Origin of the sequence: Geodermatophilus obscurus (assembly GCF_900143215.1) — a bacterium.
Lineage (GTDB): Bacteria > Actinomycetota > Actinomycetes > Mycobacteriales > Geodermatophilaceae > Geodermatophilus > Geodermatophilus obscurus_A.
Genome location: NZ_FRDM01000005.1, coordinates 71,462 through 97,371, shown reverse-complemented (window position 1 = coordinate 97,371; position 25,910 = coordinate 71,462). Strand labels below are relative to the sequence as shown.

General features: G+C 74.4%; 24 protein-coding genes. 6 read left to right on the top strand and 18 right to left on the bottom strand.

What is annotated here, in order from left to right; genetic code table 11:
• Window positions 1-47 precede the first annotated feature (47 nt).
• Together BUB17_RS07150 and BUB17_RS07145 are read left to right on the top strand one after the other, a co-directional pair.
• Entirely contained in the window at window positions 48-1,586 is a 1,539-nt protein-coding gene (locus BUB17_RS07150; RefSeq protein ID WP_072915599.1) for an NAD(P)/FAD-dependent oxidoreductase, read from the top strand.
• Window positions 1,583-3,103, top strand: a complete 1,521-nt coding sequence (locus tag BUB17_RS07145; RefSeq protein ID WP_072915597.1) for a phospholipid carrier-dependent glycosyltransferase — start codon at window positions 1,583-1,585, stop codon at window positions 3,101-3,103. The genes BUB17_RS07150 and BUB17_RS07145 overlap by 4 nt, the downstream gene beginning before the upstream one ends.
• Window positions 3,104-3,330: 227 nt before the next feature.
• On the opposite strand, the gene BUB17_RS07140 is transcribed toward BUB17_RS07145, so the two are convergent.
• From BUB17_RS07140 to BUB17_RS07125, 4 genes are all read right to left on the bottom strand, one after another.
• Window positions 3,331-3,615 carry a hypothetical protein gene (locus BUB17_RS07140; RefSeq protein ID WP_244277004.1) on the bottom strand — a complete coding sequence of 95 codons (285 nt, stop codon included), beginning with the start codon at window positions 3,613-3,615 and terminating at the stop codon, window positions 3,331-3,333.
• Window positions 3,616-3,868: 253 nt separating this feature from the next.
• Window positions 3,869-4,081: a CstA-like transporter-associated (seleno)protein gene (locus BUB17_RS07135; RefSeq protein WP_072915591.1), complete on the bottom strand. Its 213-nt coding sequence runs from the start codon at window positions 4,079-4,081 to the stop codon at window positions 3,869-3,871.
• Complete coding sequence (locus BUB17_RS07130) at window positions 4,078-6,315, bottom strand: carbon starvation CstA family protein (protein WP_072915589.1); 2,238 nt, start codon at window positions 6,313-6,315, stop codon at window positions 4,078-4,080. Before BUB17_RS07130 ends, BUB17_RS07135 begins: the two co-directional genes overlap by 4 nt.
• A gap of 129 nt (window positions 6,316-6,444) precedes the next feature.
• Entirely contained in the window at window positions 6,445-7,581 is a 1,137-nt protein-coding gene (locus BUB17_RS07125; RefSeq protein WP_072915982.1) for a 5-methyltetrahydropteroyltriglutamate--homocysteine S-methyltransferase, read from the bottom strand.
• An 85-nt stretch (window positions 7,582-7,666) separates the two neighbouring features.
• Here BUB17_RS07125 and BUB17_RS07120 point away from each other — a divergent pair, with 85 nt between their 5' ends.
• A complete protein-coding gene (locus BUB17_RS07120; RefSeq protein WP_072915586.1) occupies window positions 7,667-7,939 on the top strand; it encodes a hypothetical protein in 273 nt (90 codons plus the stop codon).
• A 17-nt stretch (window positions 7,940-7,956) separates the two neighbouring features.
• Window positions 7,957-8,310: a DUF488 domain-containing protein gene (locus tag BUB17_RS07115; RefSeq protein WP_072915584.1), complete on the top strand. Its 354-nt coding sequence runs from the start codon at window positions 7,957-7,959 to the stop codon at window positions 8,308-8,310.
• Window positions 8,311-8,315: 5 nt separating this feature from the next.
• Here BUB17_RS07115 and BUB17_RS07110 read toward each other — a convergent pair whose 3' ends face one another.
• The 8 genes from BUB17_RS07110 to BUB17_RS07075 form a co-directional block, all read right to left on the bottom strand.
• A complete protein-coding gene (locus BUB17_RS07110) occupies window positions 8,316-8,957 on the bottom strand; it encodes a class II aldolase/adducin family protein (RefSeq protein WP_072915581.1) in 642 nt (213 codons plus the stop codon).
• Window positions 8,954-9,988, bottom strand: coding sequence for a s-methyl-5-thioribose-1-phosphate isomerase (locus tag BUB17_RS07105; RefSeq protein WP_072915578.1), 1,035 nt, complete (start codon window positions 9,986-9,988; stop codon window positions 8,954-8,956). The genes BUB17_RS07110 and BUB17_RS07105 overlap by 4 nt, the downstream gene beginning before the upstream one ends.
• Complete coding sequence (pucD, locus tag BUB17_RS07100; RefSeq protein WP_072915576.1) at window positions 9,985-12,306, bottom strand: xanthine dehydrogenase subunit D; 2,322 nt, start codon at window positions 12,304-12,306, stop codon at window positions 9,985-9,987. Before pucD ends, BUB17_RS07105 begins: the two co-directional genes overlap by 4 nt.
• The gene (locus tag BUB17_RS07095) at window positions 12,303-12,773 is read right to left on the bottom strand and encodes a (2Fe-2S)-binding protein (RefSeq protein ID WP_072915573.1); all 471 of its coding nucleotides are present in this window, start codon (window positions 12,771-12,773) and stop codon (window positions 12,303-12,305) included. The genes pucD and BUB17_RS07095 overlap by 4 nt, the downstream gene beginning before the upstream one ends.
• Complete coding sequence (locus tag BUB17_RS07090; protein ID WP_072915570.1) at window positions 12,773-13,633, bottom strand: FAD binding domain-containing protein; 861 nt, start codon at window positions 13,631-13,633, stop codon at window positions 12,773-12,775. Before BUB17_RS07090 ends, BUB17_RS07095 begins: the two co-directional genes overlap by 1 nt.
• A gap of 104 nt (window positions 13,634-13,737) precedes the next feature.
• On the bottom strand, window positions 13,738-14,097 hold the full coding sequence (locus BUB17_RS07085) for a hypothetical protein (RefSeq protein WP_072915568.1): 360 nt from the start codon (window positions 14,095-14,097) through the stop codon (window positions 13,738-13,740).
• Window positions 14,098-14,480: 383 nt separating this feature from the next.
• Window positions 14,481-16,205: a bifunctional metallophosphatase/5'-nucleotidase gene (locus tag BUB17_RS07080; RefSeq protein ID WP_072915565.1), complete on the bottom strand. Its 1,725-nt coding sequence runs from the start codon at window positions 16,203-16,205 to the stop codon at window positions 14,481-14,483.
• 144 nt (window positions 16,206-16,349) lie between these two features.
• Complete coding sequence (locus BUB17_RS07075) at window positions 16,350-17,198, bottom strand: SDR family oxidoreductase (RefSeq protein WP_072915562.1); 849 nt, start codon at window positions 17,196-17,198, stop codon at window positions 16,350-16,352.
• 77 nt (window positions 17,199-17,275) lie between these two features.
• Between BUB17_RS07075 and BUB17_RS07070 the strand changes: the two genes are divergently transcribed.
• Both BUB17_RS07070 and BUB17_RS07065 read left to right on the top strand, forming a co-directional pair.
• Window positions 17,276-18,286 carry an iron-containing redox enzyme family protein gene (locus tag BUB17_RS07070; protein ID WP_072915979.1) on the top strand — a complete coding sequence of 337 codons (1,011 nt, stop codon included), beginning with the start codon at window positions 17,276-17,278 and terminating at the stop codon, window positions 18,284-18,286.
• Between the two features lie 140 nt (window positions 18,287-18,426).
• Window positions 18,427-19,977: a methyl-accepting chemotaxis protein gene (locus tag BUB17_RS07065; RefSeq protein WP_072915560.1), complete on the top strand. Its 1,551-nt coding sequence runs from the start codon at window positions 18,427-18,429 to the stop codon at window positions 19,975-19,977.
• Between the two features lie 3 nt (window positions 19,978-19,980).
• Here the strand turns inward: BUB17_RS07065 and BUB17_RS07060 are convergent, their stop codons facing one another.
• The 6 genes from BUB17_RS07060 to BUB17_RS07035 form a co-directional block, all read right to left on the bottom strand.
• The gene (locus BUB17_RS07060; protein WP_072915977.1) at window positions 19,981-20,268 is read right to left on the bottom strand and encodes a CDGSH iron-sulfur domain-containing protein; all 288 of its coding nucleotides are present in this window, start codon (window positions 20,266-20,268) and stop codon (window positions 19,981-19,983) included.
• 55 nt (window positions 20,269-20,323) lie between these two features.
• The gene (locus tag BUB17_RS07055) at window positions 20,324-20,611 is read right to left on the bottom strand and encodes a hypothetical protein (RefSeq protein WP_072915557.1); all 288 of its coding nucleotides are present in this window, start codon (window positions 20,609-20,611) and stop codon (window positions 20,324-20,326) included.
• 89 nt (window positions 20,612-20,700) lie between these two features.
• Window positions 20,701-23,820: a bifunctional [glutamine synthetase] adenylyltransferase/[glutamine synthetase]-adenylyl-L-tyrosine phosphorylase gene (locus BUB17_RS07050; protein WP_141242936.1), complete on the bottom strand. Its 3,120-nt coding sequence runs from the start codon at window positions 23,818-23,820 to the stop codon at window positions 20,701-20,703.
• Entirely contained in the window at window positions 23,817-24,557 is a 741-nt protein-coding gene (locus tag BUB17_RS07045; protein ID WP_072915554.1) for a type 1 glutamine amidotransferase, read from the bottom strand. The genes BUB17_RS07050 and BUB17_RS07045 overlap by 4 nt, the downstream gene beginning before the upstream one ends.
• 54 nt (window positions 24,558-24,611) lie before the next feature.
• On the bottom strand, window positions 24,612-25,022 hold the full coding sequence (locus BUB17_RS07040; RefSeq protein WP_141242935.1) for a hypothetical protein: 411 nt from the start codon (window positions 25,020-25,022) through the stop codon (window positions 24,612-24,614).
• A 47-nt stretch (window positions 25,023-25,069) separates the two neighbouring features.
• A complete protein-coding gene (locus BUB17_RS07035; protein ID WP_072915535.1) occupies window positions 25,070-25,804 on the bottom strand; it encodes a pentapeptide repeat-containing protein in 735 nt (244 codons plus the stop codon).
• Window positions 25,805-25,910: the final 106 nt, after the last annotated feature.

The following is a 25,910-nucleotide window of genomic DNA, read 5'->3' as shown; positions in this document are numbered from 1 at the left end:
GTCCGGACCCCGTCGCCGCGGGTCCAACAGCGAGAAGGCGAGACTCCATGACCACCGACGGCAACCGCACCAGTGTGGCCGTGATCGGCGCCGGCCCCGCCGGGCTGACGGCCGCCTACGAGTTGGTCCGTCGCCAGGTGCCGGTCACCGTGCTGGAGGGTGACTCGATGGTGGGCGGGATCAGCCGCACCGCCGAGCGGGAGGGCTGGCGCTTCGACATCGGCGGCCACCGCTTCTTCACCAAGGTCCCCGAGGTCGAGGCGCTCTGGCACGAGATCCTCCCCGACGAGGAATTCCTGCTCCGGCCGCGGATGAGCCGCATCTTCTACGACGGCAAGCTCTACGACTACCCGCTCAAGGCCGGCAACGCCCTGGGCAACCTCGGCCCGGTCGAGGCGGTGCGCTGCGTGGCGTCCTACCTCTGGGCGCGGGTACGCCCACCGAAGAACCAGGACACCCTCGAGGGCTGGATCGTCGCCCGGTTCGGCAAGCGCCTCTACGAGCACTTCTTCAAGACCTACAACGAGAAGCTCTGGGGCGTTCCCGTCGACCAGCTGCCGGCCGACTTCGCCGCGCAGCGGATCAAGAACCTGTCGCTGACCGGTGCGGTGATCAACGCGCTGACCCCCAAGCGCAACCAGAAGGAGATCACCTCCCTCATCGAGGAGTTCCAGTACCCCAAGTACGGGCCCGGGATGATGTGGGAGACCGCGGCACGCAAGGTGCAGGAGCGCGGTGGCACCGTGGTCATGGAGGAGAAGGTCCGCACCGTGCACTGGGAGCCCGGTCGCGGGGTCACCGGCCTGACCACGGAGGTCACCGGCGGCTACGGCTCCGGTGCGGGCGCTCCCGACGCGACCCGGACCGACATCGGGGCCGAGAAGCACTACGAGGCCGACCACGTCATCAGCTCGATGCCGTTCTCCTCGCTGGTGCACGCCCTGGACCCCAAGCCCCCGGCGGAGGTGCTCGCGGCGGCCGACGGCCTGAAGTACCGCGACTTCCTCACCGTGGCGCTGGTCCTCCCGGTCGAGGCCGGCTTCCCGGACAACTGGATCTACATCCACTCCCCCGACGTCCAGGTCGGCCGGATCCAGAACTTCGGCTCCTGGTCGCCGTACCTGGTCAAGGACGGGCGCACCTGCCTGGGCCTGGAGTTCTTCGTCAACGTCGGCGACGACACCTGGAACCGGTCCGACGAGGACCTCATCGCCCAGGGTGCCCGCGAGCTGGAGCAGCTCGGGCTGGCCAAGGCCGCCGACGTCGAGCGCGGCTTCGTCGTCCGGATGCCGAAGGCCTACCCGTTCTACGACGCCGGGTACAAGGACAACGTCGAGGTCATCCGGCGCTGGATGGGGGCGAACACGCCGAACCTGCACCCGGTCGGGCGCAACGGCATGTTCCGCTACAACAACCAGGACCACTCGATGATGACGGCGATGCTGACCGTGCAGAACATCGCCGACGGCACGAAACACGACATCTGGGACGTCAACGTGGAAGAGGACTACCACGAGGAGGTCTCGTCGAAGCGCTCGGACGCCACGGCGGACGACCACGGGAGTCCGCGCCCGACGGCAGCGTGACCCAGGTACCCGGCGCCCGCCGCCGGCCCGAGCGCCTCGAGGGCGCCGGGCCGGCGGCGGGTGCCTCCGCGTCCGGGGCCGGGACCTCCGCCCGCCTGGGCCCGGGCGCTCGCGCCCTGCGGCTGGCCCGCCGGCACCTCGCCTTCCTCGTGCTGCTCGCCCTGGCGGCCGTCGCCCGAGCCTACGTCACCGCGGCGTACTCGACGGCCCTGTGGTTCCCGGACTCGGGCACCTACGTGGACCGCGCGGCGTGGGCCGAGCCCGCCGTCGACCGGCCGTGGGGCTACTCGGCCTTCCTCGCCCTGCTCAACCCGGTGACGACGTACCGCGAGGTGGCCGTCGTCCAGCACGTCCTCGGGCTGGCGATGGTGGTGCTGGTCTACGTCCTGCTGCAGCGCCGCGGCGTCGCGCGCTGGGTCAGCCTGCTGGCCGTGGTCCCCCTCGGCTTCGACGCCTACCTGCTGAACATCGAGCACTTCGTCCTGGCCGAGACGCTGTTCATGTTCCTCATGACCGTCGCGGTGGTGCTCCTGCTCGCGCGCGAGCGCCCGGGGCCGCTGCTGACCGCGACGGTCGGCATCGTCCTGGGCCTGCTGACGCTCACCCGCACGGTGGGCCTCTTCCTCGTCGGCGTCGTGTTCGTCTACCTGGTCGTGCGGCTGCTGGTCCGGACGCTGCGCTGGCCGGCGGTCGTCGCGTTCCTCGGCGGCGTCGCGGCGGTGCTGGTGCCCTACGCGGTCTGGTTCGGCAGCGTGCACGGCTCGTTCGGCCTCACCGACTACACCGGCCACTTCCTCTACGGGCGGGTCGCCACCTTCGTCCAGTGCGAGGAGCTGGAGGTGCCCGAGCGGCTGCGACCGCTGTGCCCGGACCTGCCGCCCGAGGAACGCCGCCCCGGCGACCAGTTCGTCTGGTTCGCCGACAGCCCGGCCAACGCCGTGGTGGACGGCGAGCGGGTGTGGTCGGAGGAGGACCTCGCGGAGTTCGCCACGATCGCGATCAAGGGCCAGCCGTGGGACTACCTGCGCCAGCTGCTCTCCGAGACCGTGCACTACGTCGAGCCCGGCCGGGTCTCCGGCCCGCAGGACACCTGCCCGACGTGGTGGGCGTTCCCCTACCCCGAGCCGGTCGAGCAGTACGACTGCACGCCGGTGCTCGCTCCCGGCCCGTACGGCTACGACGAGGAGATGGTCGGCGACCTGCGCTCGTACCAGCGCTACTTCTACACCCCCGGCCCGCTGCTGGGCGTGTGCGTGCTGGTCGGCCTCGGTGCGCTCTTCCTGCGCCGGCGTGGGTGGCGGGACCGGCTGGACCCGGCGCTGCTGGCGCTGATCGGGCTCACCCTGATGGTGGGGCCCGCGGCGACCGCCTCGTTCGACTTCCGCTACGTGCTGCCCACGCTGGCCGTCCTGCCGCCGGCCGCCGCGCTGGCGCTGCGCGGGGTCTTCCTGCGGCGGCGGGACGAGCAGGGTCCTGCGGCGGAGCCCCGGCCCGAGCCCGCGCCCGCGGCCGGCTGAGCCCCGCCGACGAGGACTGCGGCCACCCTCCAGGGGTCCGCCGGCACCGTTCAGGGCGCCGCCCCGAGCTTGCGAGGGGTGGGAGAACGGGGTCCTTCCCCGAGGCGTGGGGGGAAGGGGCGGCCTCCCTGCAGGGTCCCGCCGCGAGCCTGGTGCGGTGCTGGAACGGCCGCCCTTCAGGGACCCGCGCCGAGCCTGCGAGGCGTGGGGGGAAGGGTGGTCCTTTGTCAGGCCGCGTCGCCCTCCAGGTCGAGGTCGTCGAGACCGACCACGACCTCGTTGGTCTGCAGGGTCACCAGCCAGGCGAGCGCGTGGTCCTCCACCGGACGGCCCGAGACGTCGGCGATGGCGTCGAGCTGGGCGGCGACGAGCCCGCGGGCGGCCTGGTAGACGTCGGCCGCGGTCACCGCCGTCCCGAGCTCGGTGAGCCAGAGCCGGCCGTCCCGCAGCACGCGGACCTCCGGCGGGGCACCGACCCCGAGGTCGGCGGCCGCGCTGGCGAGCAGGGACATGCCGGTGCGGATCCCGGTGCGGCGATCGCGACGGTGGGGCGACGACGGCACGGACACGGGTGCTCCCTCTCGGACGGGCCCGCGGGGCCACGGCTACGTGCCCTCGACCTCGGCAGCCAGGGACGCCGGCCGGACCGCCCCGCACACGGGTGTGACGCCGCGGGTCTCCCGTGACGGGCGAGCCCGGGGTCGTCGTGGACGGCCCGCGGCCCCGATCCCCTCTGCAGGGGCCCGGGGCCGCGGTCGTGGCGCCTCAGCAGCAGCGGCTGACCGGGTTGCGCTCCCGCTCGTCGGCGCGGCGCCGCTCGAACTCCCGCCGGCCCATCGGCTCGTGCCCGTGCTCGGCGCAGTGCCGCAGGTAGTCGTCCCACCGCGCCTCTCCGGTGAGCTCCTTGAGGTACCAGTGCACCCCTCTCAGAGCCCGGGTGACAGCTGACCGGACGGCGGTGGCGTTCCCCTCGGTCACCGCGACGGACCCTCCTCCGTGAAGGTGCCGTGGCCCCGCGTGCCCGCGCCGACCAGCCGCTCCTGCTCGGCCAGGGCGCGCTTCTCCTCCGCGGTCGCGAACAGGCCGGAGGGCTCGACGATCGACGACGGCACCGCCGGCTCCTCGGTGGTCGGCACCGGGCCGCGGGCCCGGAGCGCCCGGGCGATCACGACGACGGCGTTCACCACCACCACGAGGACCAGGAGCGCGAAGACGGCCTGCAGCACGCCGTTCAGGGTCGAGTTGTAGATGATCCGACCCATCTGGTCGGCGTCCTGCGCCGGTGCCAGGAGCTCCCCTGCCGCCTGCGCGTCGGCGTACCGCTGCCGCTGCGCGAAGTAGCCGACCCTCGGGTCGGCCGAGAACACCTTCTGCCAGCTCGCCGTCATCGTGACGATGAGGTCCCAGGCCAGCGGGATCCCGGTGACCCAGGCGTACTTCGCCTTGCCGTGCTTGATCAGCAGCACCGTGACCAGGGTCAGGGCGATGGCGGCCAGCAGCTGGTTGGCGATGCCGAACAGCGGGAAGAGCTGGTTGACGCCACCGAGGGGGTCGGTGACCCCGACGTAGAGGATGTAGCCCCACAGCGCGACCACCGCGGCGCTGGCCATGATGTTGCCGGGACGCCAGGCCAGGTCGCCGAAGCGCTTCCAGACGTTGCCGATCGTGTCCTGGAGCATGAACCGGCCCACGCGGGTGCCGGCGTCGACGGCGGTGAGGATGAACAGCGCCTCGAACATGATCGCGAAGTGGTACCAGAAGGCCGCCATCCCGGAGCCGAACGCGTCGGACAGGATCTGGGCGATGCCGACGGCGAGGGTGGGCGCGCCACCGGTGCGGGAGACCAGGCTCGGCTCCTGGATCGCCGCGGAGGCCGCGGCCAGGTCCTGCGCCGTGGTGTCGAAACCCAGCCCGTTGACGTAGGCGGCGGCGCTCTCCGCCGTGCCGCCGGTGACGCCGGCAGGCGCGTTCATGGCGAAGTAGAGCCCCTGGTCGATGACCACCGCCGCGATCAGGGCGCTGATGGCGACGAAGGACTCCATCAGCATGCCGCCGTAGCCGATGAGGCGGACCTGGCTCTCCTTGGCCACCATCTTCGGCGTCGTCCCCGAGGAGATCAGGGCGTGGAAGCCCGACAGCGCGCCGCAGGCGATGGTGATGAAGACGAACGGGAACAGTGACCCGGCGAAGACCGGGCCGGTGCCCTCCCGGGCGAACTCGCTGACCGCGTCGGCCTGCAGCACCGGCCGGGCCAGCAGCAGGCCGATGGCGAGCAGGACGATGACGCCGACCTTCATGAACGTCGACAGGTAGTCGCGCGGGGTGAGCAGCAGCCACACCGGCAGCACCGAGGCGACGAACCCGTAGACGACGAGCGCGATGACCAGCGTCTCCTTGGAGAGGGTCAGCGCCTCGCCGAGCCCGGTGTCGTCGATCAGGCCGCCGCCGATGACCGCGGCCAGCAGCAGGACGACGCCGATGGCGGTGGCCTCGAGGACGCGTCCTGGACGGAGGGTGCGCAGGTAGACGCCCATGAACAGGGCGATCGGGATGGTCAGCGCGATGGAGAACACGCCCCACGGCGACTCGGCGAGCGCGTTGACCACGATCAGCGCGAGCACGGCCAGGATGATGATCATGATGGCGAAGACGGCGATGAGCGCCGCGATGCCACCGACGATCCCGATCTCCTCGCGGACCATCTGGCCGAGGCTCTTGCCGTTGCGGCGCATCGAGAAGAACAGCACGGTCATGTCCTGCACCGCACCGGCGAAGATGACGCCGACGATGATCCAGATGGTGCCGGGCAGGTAGCCCATCTGCGCGGCGAGCACCGGCCCGACCAGCGGGCCGGCCCCGGCGATGGCGGCGAAGTGGTGCCCGAAGAGCACGCGCCGGTCGGTGACGTCGAAGTCGATGCCGTTGTGCAGCCGCTCGGCCGGGGTGGCCCGCCGGTCGTCGACCTGGAGCACCCGTCGAGCGATGAACCGCGCGTAGAAGCGGTAGGCGATGGCGTAGGAGGACAGCGCGGCGAACAGGATCCAGAGGGCCGAGACCGTCTCCCCGCGCGCCAGGGCCAGGACGGTCCAGGCGACCGCGCCGACCACCGCCACCGCGCTCCAGACGAGCACCGTGCGCACGGATGGGCGTCGGCGGCCGGCTCCTCCGGGAGCCGGCCCGCCGGCGTCGTTCCTGCTGACTGTGGTGGACACGTCCGCCCTCCCTACGTGCGGGACAACGCCCGGACGACGCTGTCCTGTGAACGCAGGGAGCATGCCAAGTCCCCGGTCCGGTCCACCAGGAGGGGCGGACGGCGGGCGCGGGTCGTGACCCGCCTGTGATCAGGGACCCGCTTCCCCCCACACCTCCGCGGCGGTCTCGACGACGAGCGCCAGCTTGGCGACCTGCTCTTCCCGGGTGAGCGCGTTGCCCTCCACGGTCGAGGAGAACCCGCACTGCGGGGACAGCGCCAGCTGCTCCAGCGGCACGTAGCGGGCGGCCTCGTCGATGCGCCGCTTGAGGTCGTCCCTGCTCTCCAGCTCCGGGCGCTTGGTGGTGACCAGGCCCAGGACGACGCGCTTGCCCGGCGGCACGAAGCGCAGCGGCTCGAACCCACCGGAGCGGGCGTCGTCGTACTCCAGGAAGAACCCGTCGACCTCCAGGCCGCCGAACAGCGCCTCCGCGACGAAGTCGTAGCCGCCCTCGGCCACCCAGGAGGAGCGGAAGTTGCCGCGGCACAGGTGCGTGGTGACGGTCAGCCCCTCCGGGCGGCCGGCCAGCGCGGCGTTGATCTGCCGGATGTAGCGCTCGTGCTGGTGCTCCGCGTCGCGCCCCTGCGCGGCCAGCTCGGCGCGCTGCACCGGGTCGTTGAGGTAGGCCAGGCTGGTGTCGTCCAGCTGCAGGTAGGTGCAGCCCTGCGCGGCGATGCCGCGCACCTGCTGGGCGTAGGCCGCCGACAGCGCGTTCCAGAAGGCGTCCTCGTCGGGGTAGACGGCCGGGTCGATCGCCGCGGCACCGCCGCGGTAGTGGACCATCGACGGCGACGGGATCGTGAGCTTCGCCGTCTGCGTCGCCGCGACCTGTCCCCGCAGGTACGCGAAGTCCGCGCCGAAGATCGGCTCGTCGATCGACAGCGGCCCGTCGACGTGCAGCCCGGCCGGCGTGAAGTCGATCGTCCCGTCGGCGTTCCTGAAGTGGACGACGATGTCCTCGCCGGCCACCTTGCTGATGCCGTCGATGGCGTAGATGAAGTCCATGTGCCAGGAGGCGCGGCGGAACTCGCCGTCGGTGGCGGTCCGCAGGCCGACGTCCGCCTGCAGCCGGACGACGTCGGCGATCGCCTCGTCCTCGATGCTCCGCAGCTCGGCCGCGTCGATCTCCCCGGCGGCGGAGCGCGCGCGGGCGTCGAGCAGGCGCTGCGGGCGCAGGAGACTGCCGACGTGGTCGGCGCGGAACGGCGGTCCGGAGGTGTCGGTCATCCCCCGAGCCTGGCCCCCGGCGCGGTGTGTCGCAGCGCCCACCCCGTCGCGGTGCGCCGGCCCCGCGACGGGGTACGCGACGCACATGAGCGACCCCTTCGAGATCGAGGCACAGGGCGAGTCCGAGTTCGTCGTGCGGCTGCGCGGCGACGGCGGCGGCGAGCAGACGGAGTCCTGGTTCCGGCTCAGCCCCGGGCTCCGCGAGGAGCTCGGCCTGGCGGTGGACGACGAGGAGCTGGTCCGCCGGACCGTCCGCTTCCTCCTCGGCCACCAGGAGGCGGCCGACTTCCCCGACATCGTCGAGATCGAGGACGTCGTCGCCGGCTACCCCGACTACCTCGACGCCGTCCGCGGCTGACCGCTCCGGGCGCTTCCGTGATCCGGATCGTGCGGGTCCACGAGCTGGACCCCGGCGTTCCCGGGGCCCGGTTCCTCGTCGACCGGCTGTGGCCGCGGGGGGTACCCCGGGACGCCCTGGCCCTGGACGGGTGGCTGCGCGACGCCGCTCCCAGCGACGAGCTGCGCCGGTGGTTCGGCCACGACCCGGCCCGGTGGGCGGAGTTCCGCCGCCGGTACGTCGCCGAGCTCGACGCCTCCCCCGAGACCTGGGCGCCGCTGCGGGCCGCCGCTGCCGCGGGCGACGTCGTCCTGCTCTACGCCGCCCGGGACCGCGAGCACAACAACGCCGTCGTCCTGCGCGACCACCTCGAGCAGGCGCTCAGCCGGTAGTTCGGTCACGGGAGGTCGGAGTGCAGGCCGGCGAGGCCCGCCGGCGGGAAGGTGCAGCCCGTGTCGCCGAGCAGCAGGGCACGGTAGGTGGCCGTGGCCGCCTCCTCCAGGTTCAGCGCCCGCCGGAAGGCCATGCCGACGTCCGGCCCCAGCGCCGAGCAGCCGTGGTGGGACAGCACGATGCAGTCGTGCTGCCGCGCCTGCTCGGCGGCACCGTCGGCGAGCTCGTCGGAGCCGTTCGGCGAGTACGGGACCGTGCCGACCGACCGCACGTAGCTGACGTGGTCCAGGGTGATCAGCCGGATCCGGTGGCCGAGGGCGTCGACCAGGACGGCGTGCTGCGGGTGCAGGTGCACGACGGCGTTCACGTCGAGGCGGGCGCGGTAGGTGCGCTGGTGGAGCTTCCACTCGCTGGACGGCCGCTCGGCACCGGCGGTGACCTCGCCGTCCAGGGTCACCACGCTGAAGTCCGCGGGGGTCAGCCGGTCCAGCCAGGTGCCGGCCGCGGTCACCACGAACTCGCCCTCCCCCGGCAGCCGGGCGGAGAGGTTGCCGCCGCCGGCCAGCACCAGCCCGCGCTCGACCGCCAGCCGGCCCACCTCGACGAGCTGGTCGACCGCCTCCTCGCGGGTCGTGGGCGCCCTCACGCCGAGAAGTAGGAGGCCACGTCGGACGGCGCGAACCGCCCGCGGTCGGTGACCACGACGCTGACGAACCGCGGCGGGGTCACGTCGAAGGCCGGGTAGACGCCGGTGACGAGTCGGGACGCCGTGCGGCGGCCGAGGCACTGCAGCACCTCGCGCCCGTCGCGGTCCTCGAGCTCGACGGCGGACGCGTCCGGCGCCTGCCGGTCCGGGGCCTGGACGAGCGCCAGGTACGGCACCCCGAAGGTGTGCGCGGCGACCGCGATCTGCAGGGTGCCGATCTTGTTCACCACGGAGCCGTCCAGGGCGACGCGGTCGGCGCCGGTCACGAAGGCGGTGACGTCCCCCCGGCTCATGAGGTGCGCGGGCATGCCGTCGGTGACCAGCCGCGTGGGGATGCCCATCTCCGCCAGGCTCTCCGCCGTCAGGCGGGCGCCCTGCAGGTAGGGCCGGGTCTCGGTGCACACGGCGTCGATGCGCTTGCCCGAGCGCAGCACCGCCGCGACGGTCTCGGTGAGGTAGGACTCCGCCCAGCAGTGGGTGAGGACCGTGGCGCCGTCCGGGATCAACGCGGCGGCGTGCTCGCCGAGGCGCCGGTGGCCGGCCCGGTGCCGCTCCGCGACCGCCCGGGCGGCCCGCTCGACGGCCGCTCCCGGCGGGTCGCCGGCGTCCGCGGTGGCGGACGCGACCGCCAGCAGCTCGGCCACGACGTCCCGGATGCCGTTGTTCGTGGGCCGCGTGGCCACCAGCCGGCGGCCGGCTCCGGTCAGGAACTCCCGTCGCGCCCGTGCCGTCGGGAGCCGGTCGGCCTCCCGGGCAGCGAGCGTCATCCCGCCCGCGGCCGCGAACAGCGGGCCGAGGCTCTGGGTGACCATCTCCTCGATCGCCCTGGCCACGTCCTCGCAGCTGCGGCACGTCACCCAGGTCCGTTCGAAGGGGAAGACGCGGCGGTCCAGGATCCGGACGGCGTCCGGCTCGACGACGACGCTCTCCCCGACCAGGGTCGGGACCGGGACGTCCACGGTGGCGGTCACGGCCGGTCGCTCCTCGGGGGGATCGCCGTCGGCTGGGTCCCGGTGACGTGCTCCGGGCGGATGGGCACCCGGCGCAGCGGCTTCCCGCACGCGGCCCGCACCGCGGCGGCGACCGCCGGGCCGGAGGAGATGGTCGGCGGCTCCCCCACCCCGCGGACGCCGTAGGGCGCGTGCGGGTCGGCGTACTCGAGCACCTGCACCTGCATCGGCGGCACGTCGAGGATCGTCGGCAACAGGTAGTCGGTGAACGACGGGTTGCGCACGTGGCCGTCGGTGACCACCACCTCCTCCATCAGCGCCAGCCCCATGCCCTGCGCCGATCCGCCGTGGATCTGGCCGACGACGGCGTCGGGGTTGATCGCCTTCCCCACGTCCTGGGCGGTGTCCAGGGCGACCACCTTGACCAGGCCGAGTTCGACGTCGACGTCGACCACCGCGCGGTGCGCGGAGAAGGCGAACTGCACGTGCGCGTCGCCCTGGCCGGTCTCCGGGTCGACGGCGTGGGTGGGCCGGTGCCGCCACTCCACGGTCTCCTCGACGGCGTCGTCACCGAGGACGTCGGCCAGCCCGGCGAGCACCTCCCCGCCGGCGCCGAGGACCTTGTCCCCGTCCAGCGCCAGCCCGGCGACCGGCCGGCCGAGCGCGACCGCGGCCCGCTGCAGCACCGCCGTCCGCACCGCCTCGCAGGCGGCCTTGACCGCCCCGCCGGTGACGTAGGTCTGCCGGGACGCCGACGTCGACCCGGCCGAGCCGACCGCGGTGTCGGCCGGGACGACGACCACCCGCTCCACGCCGAGCTCGGTGCGGGCGATCTGCTGCTGCACGGTGACCAGCCCCTGGCCGACCTCGGCCGCGGCGGTGTGCACGGTGGCCACCGCCTCGCCGCCGGTCACCTGCAGCCGCACCCGCGCGGTGGAGTAGTCGTCGAAGCCCTCGGAGAAGCCGACGTTCTTGTAGGTGACCGAGTAGCCGACGCCGCGGCGCACGCCCTCGCCGTGGGTGGTGTTGCCGACCGCGCCGGGCAGGTCGCGCAGATCCGGGTGCCCGGGCAGCGGCGGGGGCAGCGGCAGGTCGGCCACCCGCTGCAGCAGCTCGGCGACCGGGGCGGCGGAGTCGATGACCTGGCCGGTGATGGTGCGGTCGCCCTCCTGCACGCCGTTGCGCCGGCGGATCTCCACCGGGTCGACCCCGACCGCGGCGGCGAGCTCGTCCATCAGCGCCTCGTGCGCGAACGCGGCCTGCACGCAGCCGAAGCCGCGCATCGCGCCGCACGGCGGGTTGTGGGTGAACACCCCGAAGGCGTCGACCGCCACCGACGGGAAGCGGTACGGCCCCAGGCCGAGCAGCCCGGCGTTGCCGACGACCGCGGCGGTCGAGGAGGCGTAGGCGCCGCCGTCGAGCAGCACGTGCGCCCGCGCGTAGACCAGGGTGCCGTCGCGCTCGGCGCCGAACTCGTAGGTCATCGTCGCCGGGTGCCGGTGCACGTGGCCGTAGAAGGACTCCTCCCGGCCGTAGCTCATCTTCACCGGCCGGCCCGTGCGCAGCGCCAGCAGGCAGGCGTGCACGTGCACGGAGAGGTCCTCGCGGCCGCCGAACGCGCCGCCGACGCCGGCGAGGGTCAGCCGCACCTTCTCGGGCGGCATGCCGAGGGCCAGGCAGACCTGGCGCTGGTCGACGTGCAGCCACTGGGTGGCGACGTAGAGGTCGACGCCGCCGTCCTCGGCCGGGACGGCGAGCCCGGACTCCGGCCCGAGGAACGCCTGGTCCTGCATGCCGACCTCGAAGTCGAGGCTGACCACGACCGGTGCGGTGGGCGCGGGATCGCCGCGGCGCAGCCGCAGGTGGCGCACCAGGTTGCCGCCGGGGTGCACCTGCGGGGCGTCGTCGTCGAGGGCCCGGCGGGCGTCGGTGAGGGCGGGCAGCACCTCGTAGTCGACGCGGATGCGCCCCGCCGCCCGGCGGGCGGTCTCCGGGTGGTCCGCGGCGACCAGCGCCACCGGCTCGCCCTCGTAGCGGACGAACTCCCCGGCCAGCACCGGCTGGTCGGCGTGCTCGAGGCCGAAGGCGTTCTCGCCCGGAACGTCGTCGGCGGTGAGGACGGCGCTGACGCCGGGCACGGTGAGCGCCTCGGTGACGTCGATCCGCCGGATGCGGGCGTGCGGGTGCGGGCTGCGCAGCGTGACGCCCCAGACCATGTCGTCGTGCCAGAGGTCGCTGGCGTAGGCGAACTCGCCGGTGACCTTGAGCGTGCCGTCGGGGCGCTGCGCGTTGTCGCCGATGCGGCCGGTGGTGCGGGCCGCGGCCTGCGTGGTGGTCATCGGGCGGCCTGCCGCCGCGCGGCCAGCCGGACCGCGTCGAGGATCTTCTCGTAGCCGGTGCAGCGGCACAGGTTGCCGGCCAGCGCCTCGCGGATCTCCGGGTCCGACGGCTCGGGCACCCGGGCCAGCAGGTCGTGCGCGGCGACGACCAGCCCCGGGGTGCAGAAGCCGCACTGGACGGCGCCGGCCTCGACGAAGGCCTCCTGCACCGGGTGCAGCGCCTGCCCGGCGGCCAGCCCCTCGACGGTGGTGACCTTCCGGCCGATGGCCTGGCCGGCGGCGACGAGGCAGGCGCACACCGGCTCGCCGTCGAGATAGACGGTGCAGGAGCCGCACTCCCCCTGCTCGCAGGCGTTCTTCGCGCCGGGCAGGCCCAGCCGCTCGCGGAGCAGGTGCAGCAGGCTCTCCCCCGGCCAGACGTCGTCCGCGGTGCGCTCGGTGCCGTTGACGGTGGTGGTGACGCGCATCAGGCGGCCCTCCTCAGGTCGTCCCAGGCCCAGGTGACGGCGCGGCGGGCCAGCACCGTGAGCGAGTGCCGGCGGTAGGCCGCCGTCCCCCGGACGTCGTCGATGGGTGCGGCCGCGGCGGCCACCCGCTCGCCGAAGGCCCGCGCCAGGCCCTCGGGCAGCGGACCCCGGGTGGCCCAGTCGAGCTCGCCGGCGAGGAACTCCTCGGCCTCGGCAGCGCGGCGCGGGGTGGGTGCGGCCGACCCGATGCCGGTGCCCACGGCCTGCCGGTCGGGGTGCAGCGCGAGGGCGAACGCCGACACCGAGATGACCATCGCGTTGCGGGTGCCGACCTTGCAGAACTGCTGCGGCCCTCGGGCGGTGCGCACGTGGACGGCGGCGATCAGCTCGTCGGGCTCGAGGGCGTTGCGCTTCACGCCGGTGAAGAACTCGGCGACCGGGATCCGGCGGGTGCCGCGGGCCGCGGAGGCCACCTCCACCTCGGCGCCGGCCGCGAGCAGCGGCGGGTGCGCGTCCCCGGCCGGGGAGGCCGACCCGAGGTTGCCGCCCACCGTCCCGCGCACCCGGATCTGCGGCGAGCCCACGGTCCGCGCGGCCATCGCCAGCCCGGGCAGCCGGTTCCCGAGCTCGGTGATCACCCGGGCGTAGGGGACACCGGCGCCGAGCCGGACGACCTCGTCGGCGACCGACCACTCCCGCAGCTCCGGGATCCGGGTGAGGTCCAGCAGCGCCCCGGGACGGCGGCGGTCGAAGTTGAGCTCGACCATGACGTCGGTGCCGCCGGCGATCGGCAGTGCGTCGGGCCGCTCGGCCCGGACCGCGAGCGCGTCGTCCCACGACGACGGCTGCAGGAAGTCCATCCGCCCCTCCTCGTCCCCCGCACGGTGTGCCGAGCACTGTGCACGAGGTCTGTCACGAAGAGGGAACAGCGCGTCGTGGACGATGACAAGCAGCCCGCGCGGGGTCAGGCAGTGGCGGTCTCCAGGGTCCCGACCATCGCGTCGAGGACGGCGACCGCCCGTTCGTGGTCCCCGCCGGGCAGCTCCACGGCGTCGGCCAGCAGGGTGCGGCCGTCGAGGTCGAGCGCCCAGGTCGTGATCCGGTTGCCCTCCGGGTGCAGGCCGAGGGTCGTCACCTGCCGGGTGCGCACCGCCTGCCGGCCACCGACCTGCAGCTCGGTCCGCGTCACCTCGTCGGGCACCGGCACGGCGACCTCGGTCAGGGGGCCGTCGACGACCTGCAGGGTCACCGGCGCCGTCCGCACGTCGGAGGCCTCGGGGACGACGACCTCGCCGGGCCCGAACCAGCTGCAGGCGGGCAGCACCCGGCCTCGTTGGTCGACCAGTCGGCCGGGTACTCGACCCGGTAGCCGGCCGGGCTGGTGCAGGAGCCGGTGCGGTCCGGCGGCTGCGCCACGGCGGCGGCCTGTGCGGCGGGCGAGACGGCGACCGCCTGGGACGCCGGCCCGGTGGCCGGGGACGTGCAGGCGGTGACTGCGAGGAGTGGGGCGGCGGCAGCAGTGGCGCGGAGACGACGCACGGTCTCGACGTCCTCCCGATCGGGTGCACGGACGCCCTCCGCCTGCCCCGCGGGCCCACGTCCCGAAACGCCACGGCGGCGGCTCCCGCGAGGGGAGCCGCCGCCGTCGGCCTCCCTGCAGGGTCCCGCCGCGAGCCTGCGAGTGGCGGGGGGCAGGGGGGTCCTTTCTCAGCCGGCCGTGATCCGGTCGGTGGCCGGCGGTGCGACCGGCGAGTTCGCGCCGAGGTAGGCGACGAAGGCGTCCAGGTCGATCGAGGTGGTCACCCGGTTCGTGCCCTCCCGCAGCACCGTGAAGCCGTCCCCACCGTCGGCGAGGAAGCCGTTGACCGTGACCCGGTAGACCGCGGCCGGGTCGACGGGGGTGCCGTCGACGGTCAGGCCGTCGACCCGCTGGCCCGAGCAGGGGTCGGCCGCCGTGCCCGCCGCGGCACCCGAGGCCACCGTGTACCGGATCGTCGCCGAGGGCTGCAGCACCCGCTCGACCACGTACTGCTGCTCGAGCAGGCAGTCGAGCTGGGCGCCGGTCAGGTCCAGCGTCACCAGCGTGTTCGCGAACGGCTGGACGGTGAAGGCCTCCTCGTACGTGATGTCCCCCGCACCCAGGTCGGCGCGGACCCCGCCCGGGTTCATGAAGGCCCCGACGGCCTGCTCGTCCCGCGTGTCGGCCAGCTGCGCGTCGGCGATGAGGTTGCCCAGCGGCGTCTCGCCGGTGTCGTCGGCGGTACGGGTGATGTCGGCCGTGGCGCTACCGACGACCTCGTTGGCGATCGGGCCCAGGGCGGTGCGGTAGCGGGCGATCAGCTCGGTCTGCGCCGGGTCCGCGGCCAGGTCCCGGGTGACGACGGTGTTGTCGGCGGTGGCCCCGATGACGTCCCCGGTCTGCCGGTTCACCCGCAGGTCGATGTCGGTGACGAGGCGGCCGTTGGAGCTCGCGCTGGTGACGAGCTTGTGGTCGATGCGGCAGTTGTAGGCCTGGTGGGTGTGCCCGCTGACGACGACGTCGACGGCGTCGGTCATCCAGTTGGCGATGTCGACGATCGGCCCGGTCAGGCCGGTGCAGCCGTCGACGTCCCAGGCGTTCTCGCCGGTTTGGGCACCGCCCTCGTGCAGCAGCACGACGATGGCCTCGACGCCCCGGGCCTGCAGCTCGGCGGCGTACCGGTTGGTCGTCTCCACCTCGTCGGCGAAGTCGAGCCCCGCGACGCCCTGCTGGGTGACGATGTCGGCCGTGCCCTCGAGGGTCATGCCGATGAAGCCGATCTCGACCCCGTCCACCTCGTGGACGGCGTAGGGGTCGAGCAGCGGCTCGCCGCTCTCGGTCCAGAAGGCGTTGGCCGACAGGTACCGGAAGTCCGCGCCGTCGTACTCCAGCTCCCCGACGCACCCGTCGACCGGGTGGCAGCCGCCGTCCTGGATGCGCAGCAGCTCGTCGGCGCCCTCGTCGAACTCGTGGTTGCCGACGCTGGCGTAGTCCAGCCCGGCCAGGCCGAGCGCCTCGATGGTGGGCTCGTCGTGGAACGCGGCCGACAGCAGCGGCGAGGCACCGATCAGGTCGCCGGCGGCGACGGTGATCGTGTTGTCCTCCTCCTGCTGCTCGGCGAGCTGGGCCAGCTGGGTGGCCAGGTACGCGGAGCCACCGGCCGGCACGGTGACCGGCGTGCCGTCCGGGTTGGTCCCGGTGCGGATCTGGCCGCTGGACCCGCTCGGCGGCTCGAGGGCGCCGTGGAAGTCGTTGAGGGCGAGCAGCTGCACGTCGACGGGGCCGCCCCCGTGCGGGGCGTCGCCGGATCGTCCCGGCGCAGCGGCAGCGGAGGTCGCGGCGGCCACGGCGAGGCCGGCGACGGTGGTCGTCACGGCGGCCGCGACGGTGGCGCGGCGGACGGTGGGTCGCATCGGTGCTCCCAGGGGGACGGACCGGATGGTTCCGGCACGACCCGACTGTATGTAGTCGGAGATGAACGTCGCGTGTCGGCCCCTCGGCCGGACGAGCAGCTCACCGTCGCGGGGCCGGAGCCCGGCGTCAAGGTCGGGGCCGGGTCAGCCGGTGCGCTCCTCGACCATCCGTGCGGCGACCCGGCGGATCCGGTCGGCCTGCCGGGAGAGCACCAGGTCCAGCACCCGGTCCACCGGCGGCACCTCGCCCAGCCGGGCCAGCCCCATCCACCGGGGGACGGCGACCGTGCGGGACCACGGCGAGGTCAGGCAGCCGGCGATCTGGCCGGCCACCCGGTCGGGTCGCACACCCGGGGAGAGCCGGCCGCGGGCGTCGGCGTCCGACGCCGGCGGGGAGCCGTGCCCGCGGGCCAGCCACTCGGTGGACACCGGTCCGGGGTTGACCGTGTGCACCCGCACCCCGCGGGCGGTCACCTCCCGCCGCAGCCCCTTGACGAAGCCGTGCACCCCGGCCTTCGTCGCCGAGTAGACGGTCAGCGGCGGCACCTGCGACCACGCCGCGGCGGAGGCGACGGTCACGACGTCGGCCCGCCCGCGCCGGGCGGCCGCGTCGAGCAGGTGTGGCAGCGCGATCCGGGTGAGCTCCACGACGCCGGTCAGGTTGAGCCCGATCAGCCGCTCCACGGCGTCGCCGGGCATGTCCTCGACCAGCCCGGCCCAGCCCAGGCCGGCGTTGAGGACGACGGCGTCGAGCCGGCCGTGCTCGTCGAGGACGCGGTCGAGCAGTCGCGCCCGGTCAGCTGCGTCGGCGACGTCGGCCACCACCGGGCTGACCCCGGGCAGCCCGGCGACGGCGTGCTCGAGCCGGTCGCCGCCGCGGGCGCAGGTCACCACCCGCGCACCGTCGCGGGCGAGCCGGGTGACGGTGCTGCGGCCGATGCCGGCGCTGCCGCCGGTGACGAGGACGACGCGGCCCCTGGCAGTGGACTCCATGGAGCCCCCCTACCCGTGGACGGACACCACACCCCTGCCGTGCTTCGGATGTCCCGACCGTGGGCATGATCGCTCGCATGCGCCTGCCCGAGCCACGGGGCCCCCTGACCTCCGCCCTCTGCACCGACCTGACCGGCGGCACGCTCGCCCCCGCGACCGTCGACCTCGCCGAGCGGATCGCGGCCACCACCACCGACCCGCTGCTGGACGAGGACCTCCAGCTCGCCCTCGCGATCTGCTACGAGCTGCACTACCGCGGCTTGGACGGCGTCGCCGAGGACTGGGAGTGGGACCCGGACCTGCTGCGGCTGCGCGCGCACCTGGAGCGGGTGCACACCGCGGCGCTGCGGGAGCTGGTCGGGGAGCTGGAGGTCACCGACGAGCCGGTCGACCGGCAGCTCACCGCCCTCATCGCGGCCGACGACGGACCCTCGTTGTCGGCCTACATGTCGCGCACCGGCTCGCTGGAGCAGTGGCGCGAGTACCTCACGCTGCGCTCGGTCTACCACCTCAAGGAGGGCGACCCGCACACCTTCGCCGTCCCCCGGCTGTCGGGGCGCACCAAGGCGGCGATGGTGGAGATCCAGGCCGACGAGTACGGCGGCGGCTCGCCCGCTCGGATGCACAGCGAGCTGTTCGCCGGCATGATGCGCGACCTCGGTCTCGACGCCGGCTACGGCGCGCTGTGGGACGACGCCCCCGCCGCCGCGTTCGCCTCGGTGAACACGATGTCGCTGTTCGGCCTGCACCGGCGCTGGCGCGGCGCCGCCCTGGGGCACCTGGCCTGCGTGGAGATGACCTCCTCCGAGCCGTCGCGGCGCTACGCGGCCGGGCTGCGCCGGCTGGGCTTCGACGGGTCGACGACGGTCTTCTACGACGAGCACGTGGAGGCCGACGCCGTCCACGAGCAGATCGCCTCGGTGGACATGTGCGGCTCCCTGGTCGCCGGCGAGCCCGCGCTGACCGACGACGTCCTCTTCGGCGCGGCCTGCTCGCTGGCCATGGACGGCCTGGCCGCGCGCCACCTGCTCGGGGCCTGGGAGGCCGGCCGGTCGGCCCTGCGGGGGACCCGCGCCATCGCCGCCTGAAGGAGGACCACCTCCTCCGCACGCCTCGGAAGGCAGACCCCTGGAGGCCGGCCGTTCCAGCACGTCGTCAGGGCGTTCCGAGTGGACTCTGCGGTCCGGCTGCCGAAGACGAGGGGAGCCTGGCCGAGGAGAGGACGTCCATGAGGTTGCGCACCACCCGACCCGCGGCCCCACCAGCACCGCCGGGGCCGCCACCCCGGGACAGCGAGGCGCTCGAACACGTGCTCGCCGCGCTCGACGGCGGCGTCACCGGGGATGTCGACGCCCACCGCCAGGTGGTCCGGGCGCTCGGCGAGGCGCTCGAGCTGCCCTATGCGGCGGTGTGGCTGGTCGAGGCGTCCGGCGACCTGCGCCTCGGCGGCGAGTTCGGGCGGCTCGCCGCCGACCTCGCCGCCGCCTGGCAGGGCGGATCGACGCTGCCCGCGAGGTCGGCCCTGGTGCGGCGGGCGGTCGGCGGGCGCGTGGCGGTCGCCAGCGCGGACGGCGGGCCCGAGGCGGCTCGGCGCCGGGCCGCCGCGGCGGCCCTGGGCGCGCCGGAGGGAGCCTGGCTGCCCGTGTTCTCCGGTGACCGGCTGGTCGCCTTGCAGGAGTTCTACGCCGGCTTCCCGCTGCCCTTCCTCGGAGCCCGCGGCCAGAAGTGGACGTCGCTGAGCCGCGTCGCCGCCCACGCGCGGCAGGGCGCCGTCGCGACGGCGGCACTCCGCGAGGCCGTCGACGACCGGGTGGCCGTGGCCGAGGTCGCGAGGAGCCTGGGGCGCGCGCAGGACGCACGGTCCGCGGTGCAGGCCGCGCTGGACACCGTCCGCACCGCGTTCGGCTGGGCCTACGGCTCCTTCTGGGAGCGCGACGAGGACGAGGACGTGCTGCGGTTCGGTGTCGAGTCCGGCTCGGCCGGCGAGGAGTTCCGCCGGGTGACCCTCACCGCCAGTTTCGCGGAGGGCGTCGGCCTCCCCGGTCGCGCCTGGCACGCCCAGGACCTGGTCTCCGTCCGGGACCTCGCGGAGCTGCCCGGCTGCGTCCGGGCCCCCGCCGCGCAGCGTGCCGGTGTCCGCTCCGGCGTCTGCTTCCCGGTCACCGCCGACGGCAGGGTGATCGGCACGATGGACTTCTTCCTCACCGAGACGGTCGACCTCTCGGAGTCCCGCGCCTCGGCGCTGCGCAACGTCCAGCAGCTGGTCTCGCAGCGCATCGAGGTGCTGCGGCGCGCGGAGCAGGACGCCGTGGACGCGCGGGCCCTGCTCGACACCGTCGCCCGGCTGCGCGAGGCGGCCGCGGACGCCGGTCGCGTCGCCGAGAGCGCCGTCGCCAAGGCCTCGTCGATGACCGTCGAGGTCGAGGCACTGAGCCAGGCATCGGCCTCGGTGAGCGACGTCATCCGGATCATCTCCTCGATCGCCGACCAGACCAACCTGCTGGCGCTCAACGCGACCATCGAGGCGGCTCGCGCCGGGGAGCTGGGCCGCGGCTTCGCCGTCGTCGCCGGTGAGGTCAAGGACCTGGCCCGGGAGACCGCCGCCGCGACCCAGCGCGTGTCGACGCAGATCACCGGGATCCAGACGAGCACCGACTCGGTGTCGGCCGGCATCCGCGCCACCAGCGAGGTCATCGGTCAGCTCGACGCGGTCCAGGCCCGGATCGGCGCGGCGCTCGAGGCGCAGGAGCGGATGGCCACCGCGTTCGAGGGACGCTGATCGCTACGGAGCGTCCGCGCGCAGGATGCGGGCGGCCGGCCGCGGGCGGCTGGGCGGGCTCGGGGCGGAGAACCCGGCGCGCTTGTGCGAGCCGTCGCAGAACGGCTTGATGCCGGACTTGCCGCACCGGCACAGCGCGATCGTCTCGCGACCCGGGTCGATCTCGTTGCCGTCCTGGTCGAGCAACCGGAAGTCGCCGCGGACGATCAGCGGGCCGTCGCGGTAGGGCGTGATGGTGGCGCCGCTCCCGGACGTCGGGGCGGGGTCCTCCGGGGCAACATGCTGCGACACGCCCTTCCCCTGCCCCGGCCGGGCGCCGCGCACACCCGCGGCGCCCGCCGGACGGTCAGCGGCGGTCCTCGCCCCAGCGCACCCACGACGTCAGCAGCGGGTGCTCCGCCGCGAACTCCTCCGCTGCGCTGCGCTGCCGCGCCGTGCGCTGCTGGTGCGGGTGGTCGCGGTGGTGCAGCTCCTCCTCGCACTTGCTGTGGCTGAGGTAACGCTGGAGCGCCGCGGCGGGGTCGATGCGCCGGCCGCGGGCGGCCGCGTCGTGGCGGGCCTCCCACTCGGCGGCCAGCTTCTCGGCGACCGACATGGTGTCCGCACCCGACGAGCGGTGGACGGGGTCCGACATCGCGCTCTCCTCCTGACGGTGGGCCTGCTCCGATCGTCCTCCTCGCCGGGCCGCGGTTCCAGCCCCCCGACCACCGCGGGGACGCCGCGTCAGGAGCCGGCGGCGGGCTGCCCGTAGAAGACCTGCTCGACGACGCCGCGCGCGTGCCGGGTGGCCCGCCGGTAGTCGTCGAGGAACTGGCCCGGATCGGCGTCCGGGCCGTACCCGCTCGCCCGCGCGACCCCGGACAGCTCGGCCCCGGGCCGGGGCAGCTGGTCGCTGGCGCGCCCGCGGACCAGGAACACCGCGTTGCGGGCCCGGCCGGCCAGCTCCCAGGCGCCCTGCAGCGCCGCGGCCTGGTCGGGGTCGAGCAGGCCGGCCTCCCGCAACGCGGTCAGCGCGGCCACCGTCGAGGTCACCCGCAGCTCCGGGTGTTCGCCGGCGTGCCGCAACTGCAGCAGCTGGACGGTCCACTCGACGTCGGCCAGCCCGCCGCGGCCCAGCTTGGTGTGCGTCGTCGGGTCCGCGCCGCGCGGCAGCCGCTCGCGTTCGACCCGGGCCTTGATCCGGCGGATCTCGGCGACCTGCTCGGCCGAGACGCCCCCGGCCGGGTAGCGGATCGGGTCGACGAGCTCGACGAACGCCGCGCCCAGGGCCTCGTCGCCGGCCACGGGGACGGCACGCAGCAGGGCCTGCACCTCCCACACCGACATCCAGCGGTCGTAGTACTCGCGGTAGGAGTCCAGGCTGCGCACCAGCGCGCCCTGCCGGCCCTCGGGCCGCAGGTCGGCGTCGAGCTCGAAGGCCGGGTCCGGTGCCGGCTCGCCGAGCAGCCGGCGCAGCGTGTGTGCCACGGCGTTGGCCGCCGCGGTGGCCTTCCCCTCCTCGGTTCCCGCCCGCGGCCGGTGCACGAACAGCACGTCGGCGTCCGAGCCGTAGGCCATCTCCCCGCCGCCGAGCCGGCCCATGCCGATGACGGCGAGGTCGGTCGGGAGGTCGCCGGGCGCGGTGCCGGTCTCGGCGGCGTGCGCCCGCACCGCGACGTCCAGGCCGACCTGCAGCGTGGCGACGGCGATGTCGGTCAGCCCCTGGCCGACCTGGCCGACGTCGAGCATGCCGAGCAGGTCCGCGGCGGCGACCCGCAGCAGCTCGGAACGGCGCAGCCCGCGCACCACGCGGATGCCGTCGATCGGGTCCGCGGCCCGACCGGCCGCCTGCCGCCAGGCCGCGGCGAGCGCGGCGGCGGTGCGCGGCCGCAGCTCGTCGTCGTCGGCGAGGATGCGCAGCGCCTCGGGGGTGCGGGTGAGCAGTGCGGCGACGTACTGGCTCGAGCCCAGCAGCGCGGCCAGCCGCTCGGCGACCTGCCCCTCGTCGCGCAGCAGCCGCAGGTACCACTGGTTGCCGCCGAGGGCCTCGCTGACCTTGCGGTAGGCCAGCAGCCCGGCGTCGGGGTCGGCGCAGTCGGCGAGGGTCTGCAGCACGACCGGCAGCAGGTACTTCTGCATCGACGCCGACCGCGACACCCCGCCGGTGAGCGCGGCCATGTGCCGCAGCGCGCCGTCGGGGTCGGCGAAGCCGAGCGCGCGCAGCCAGTCGCCGGCCGCCTTCGACCCCAGCTGCGCGGCCTCCGGCGGCACCTTCGCCACGGCCGACAGCAGCGGCCGGTAGAAGAGCTTCTCGTGCAGCCGGCGCACCTCACGGGTGTGCAGGGACAGCTCGGCGTCGAGGACGGCGACGGCGTCCCCGCGGGAGTCGGGCTTGTAGCCCAGTGACCGGGCCAGCCAGCGCAGCTGCTGCTCGTCGGTGGGCAGCAGGTGGGTGCGCCGCAGCCGGAGCAGCTGCAGCCGGTGCTCGACGGTCCGCAGGAAGCGGTAGGAGGCGATCAGCGTGTCGGCGTCCTCGCGCCCGACGTAGCCGCCGGCCCGCAGCGCGTCCAGCGCCGGCAGCGTGCCGCCCACCCGCAGCCGCACGTCGACCCGCCCGTGCACCAGCTGCAGCAGCTGGACGGCGAACTCGACGTCGCGCAGCCCCCCGCGGCCCAGCTTGAGCTCGCGCTCGGCCTGGGCCGGGGGGATGTTCTCCAGCACCCGCCGGCGCATCGCCTGCACCTCGCCGACGAAGCCGGGGCGCTCGCCGGCCTGCCACACCAGCGGGAAGAGCTCCTCGACGTACTGCCGGCCGAGGTCCGGGTCGCCGGCGACCGGGCGCATCTTCAGCAGCGCCTGGAACTCCCACGTGCTGGCCCAGCTGCGGTAGTAGGCGGCGTGGTTGGCCAGCGTGCGCACCAGCGCCCCGGCCTTGCCCTCGGGCCGCAGCGCGGCGTCGACCTCCCAGGCCGCTGCGCGGCAGATCCGCATGAGCGCGGCGGCGACCCGGGTGGCGCTCCTCACCGCGGGGGCGGCGTCGGCCTCCGCGGGGTCGACCGGCTCGGCCACGAAGACGACGTCGACGTCGCTGACGTAGTTGAGCTCCCGGCCGCCGGTCTTGCCCAGCGCGATGACCGCCAGCCGGCAGGCGGCGGCGTCGGCGGGCTGCTCGGCGACGGCGACGGCCAGCCCGGCGGTCAGCACGGCGGCGGCGACGTCGGCGAGCTCGGCGGCGACGTCCTCGGCGGCCAGGCCCTCGCCGAGGTCGCGGCCGGCGACGGAGAGCACCGCCCGCCGGTAGGCCAGGCGCAGGTCGGCGACCCGCTGCGGGCTCGCGTCCGGTGCGGCCTTGCCCAGCCGCACGCCCCACGGCGGGTCGTCGGGGTCGGCGCCGACGGCGACGAGCATCTGCCGCTGCAGCGCCTGCGGCGTGGGCCGGACCGGCCCCCGGGAGGTGCCGTCGCCGTCGCCGTCGAGGACGGTCCAGTCGCCGGGGTGGGCGGCCAGGTGGTCGGCCAGCCCCGAGCTGGCGCCCAGCACGCTGAGCAGCCGGGAGCGGAGCAGCGCCGAGCCGCGCAGCCGGGCCAGCAGCGCGGCGGCCGAGCCGCCGGTGGGGTCGGCGGCGTCCAGGGCCTCGATCAGCCGGCGCAGCGAGCGGACGGCGAGGTCGGGGTCGCCGGTGCGGGCGAGCGCGGAGACGACCGGGCCGGCCTCGGGGTCGGCGGGCTCGTTGCGCTCGAGGTCCCACAGCCCCATCTCCGGCTCGGACAGCAGGCGGGCGGCCCGCTCGCCGTCGAGGAACCCGAACCGGACCAGCCGGACGACGGCCCGGCGCGGGATCTCCGGCGCGCTGCTGGTGGTCACGCCGCGCCCGCCCCGGCGCGCGAGCTGCTGCGGACCAGGTCGGCGAAGCGGCCGGCGAACGGCGCCCACACCTCCTCGAGGTCCGGGTGCACCGCGGCCGCGCGGGCGCAGATCGTCTCCCGGTCGAACGGGCTGGCGGCCACGCCGACGACGTCCCGCTCGGCCCACTCCGCGACGATCTCCGGCGTCGTCTCGATGTGGAACTGCAGGCCGTAGACGTGCTCCCCCACCCGGAACGCCTGGTGCGCGTAGACGGGGTTGGCCGCCAGCAGGGTGGCCCCGCGCGGCAGCTCGGCGATCTCGTCGTGGTGGAACTGGATCACGTCGGGGGTCATCGGGAGCGGGCGGAACAGCGGGTCGGAGTCGGCGGCGTCGCGCTTGGCCACCAGGGTGGCGCCCACCTCGGGCCCGTCGACGCCCTTCCGCACGCGGCCGCCCCCGACCTCGGCGAGCAGCTGGGCGCCCAGGCAGACCGCCAGCGTGGGCACGTCGTCCCGCAGCGCCTCGGCCAGCAGGCGGCGGACCCCGACGAGCTCCGGGCTGGTCTGCTCGTCGTCCATCGCCGACTGCGGGCCGCCGAGGACGAGCAGCCCGTCGGAGCCCGCGAGGGTCGCGGGGAGCTCGTCGCCGGCGCCGAGGCGGCGCTCGTCGAGCTCCAGCCCGGCCGCGCGGAGCCACTCCCCCAGCCGGGCCGGCGGATCGGTCTCGGAGGGGACGACGACGAGCAGGCGGGCCACGCGTCGAGGTTAGTCAGCGTGACCACGGTCCCAGGGAGACGCTCGGGGACGCGGTCAGAACGCCGACCGCCACTGCGCGACGGTCACGTGGGAGGGATCACGGTCGAGCGATGCGCCGAAGACCGAGGATCCCCAGGCATCCGGGTTGAACACTCCTTCGGCCACGCCCGCTTCTGCCACGACCAGCAGAGGAAGACCTCTCGCAATCGCCATTCCTGCTTCGATGTGCATCCACGGCGTTGTCCACCGCGCCTGGTCGATTGCCCGCTCTTCGCCTGTGCCCGGTCTCCACGTTCCCTCGTGCACGCAGAGCTGTCGGAATCCGAACAGCACGACGGCGCTCGCAGACATCAGGGAGTCGCGCAACTGGTCCCAGGGGACGGGCTCGTACTCCCCTCGCGCCAGGCGGCGCAGCTCGAGACCCGTCGCTTCCAACGCAGCGGTCCACCGGTGCAGTTCACGCAACTGAGCGGGGGTGAGGACAGAGGGCACCCCAGCGAAGGCGACCGGCGTCAACGAGGTCGCTTCTCGGGAACGACGGCCTTCGCCGGAGCGGTGAGCTCGCCGTCCAGCAGCGCTGCTACGTCAGCCGGGATGTCCTCTGCACCGCTGAAACGAGCGCCGCCGATCAGAGCCGCCCCGAAGTCGGCCTTCGTCAGCACCGCCGCCCGGAAGTCGGCCTTGGTCAGGTCAGCCTCAGCGAGGACGGTCTCGACGAGGCGTGCTCTGTAGAACGTCGTCTCGACTGCCTTGACACCCCGAAGTGACGCCCCAGAGAGGTCGGCCTCGAAGAGGTCGGCCTCCGACAAGTCGAGCACGTCCTTGTCCCCTCGCTTCCTACCCAGGTAGGCGCGACGGAGGCAACAACGCTGTAGATCGGCTCGACTCAGATCCCGCGCGTAGTAGAGCCCATCAGCGAGAACCTTCTGCAGCGTCTCCGGCAGCCGTTCCGACCGACTCTCCCGCAGGAGGCCGGCGATCACCTCGATGGCTTCTGCTGAGTACGGGGTACCCGCCGACCCTTGTTCGGTCTTGCGGCGGAAAAAGCGACGTAGGAGCACCGCCCCCGCCATGCGTGTCGTCTCGTTCTCTGACGCGAGCGCCTCGACGGTCGCGGTGAACGATGCCCCGACCGAGGCCAGGCGGTCCCGCTTGCTCCGGTAGGAGAAGTACTTGACCAAGCCGAGGACGCCGGCAAGGAATGCACCGCCGGCAGCAACCCAGGCCTGGAAGGTCTCAGCGGTCAAGGAGCCTCCCGGACCGGGTTGCAGCGGTCGGCCGATTATGGACCCGGGAAGCCGACGCTGCAGGTCAATCGAGGAGATCTCACCCGCTCCGCGGAGCACGGATGGC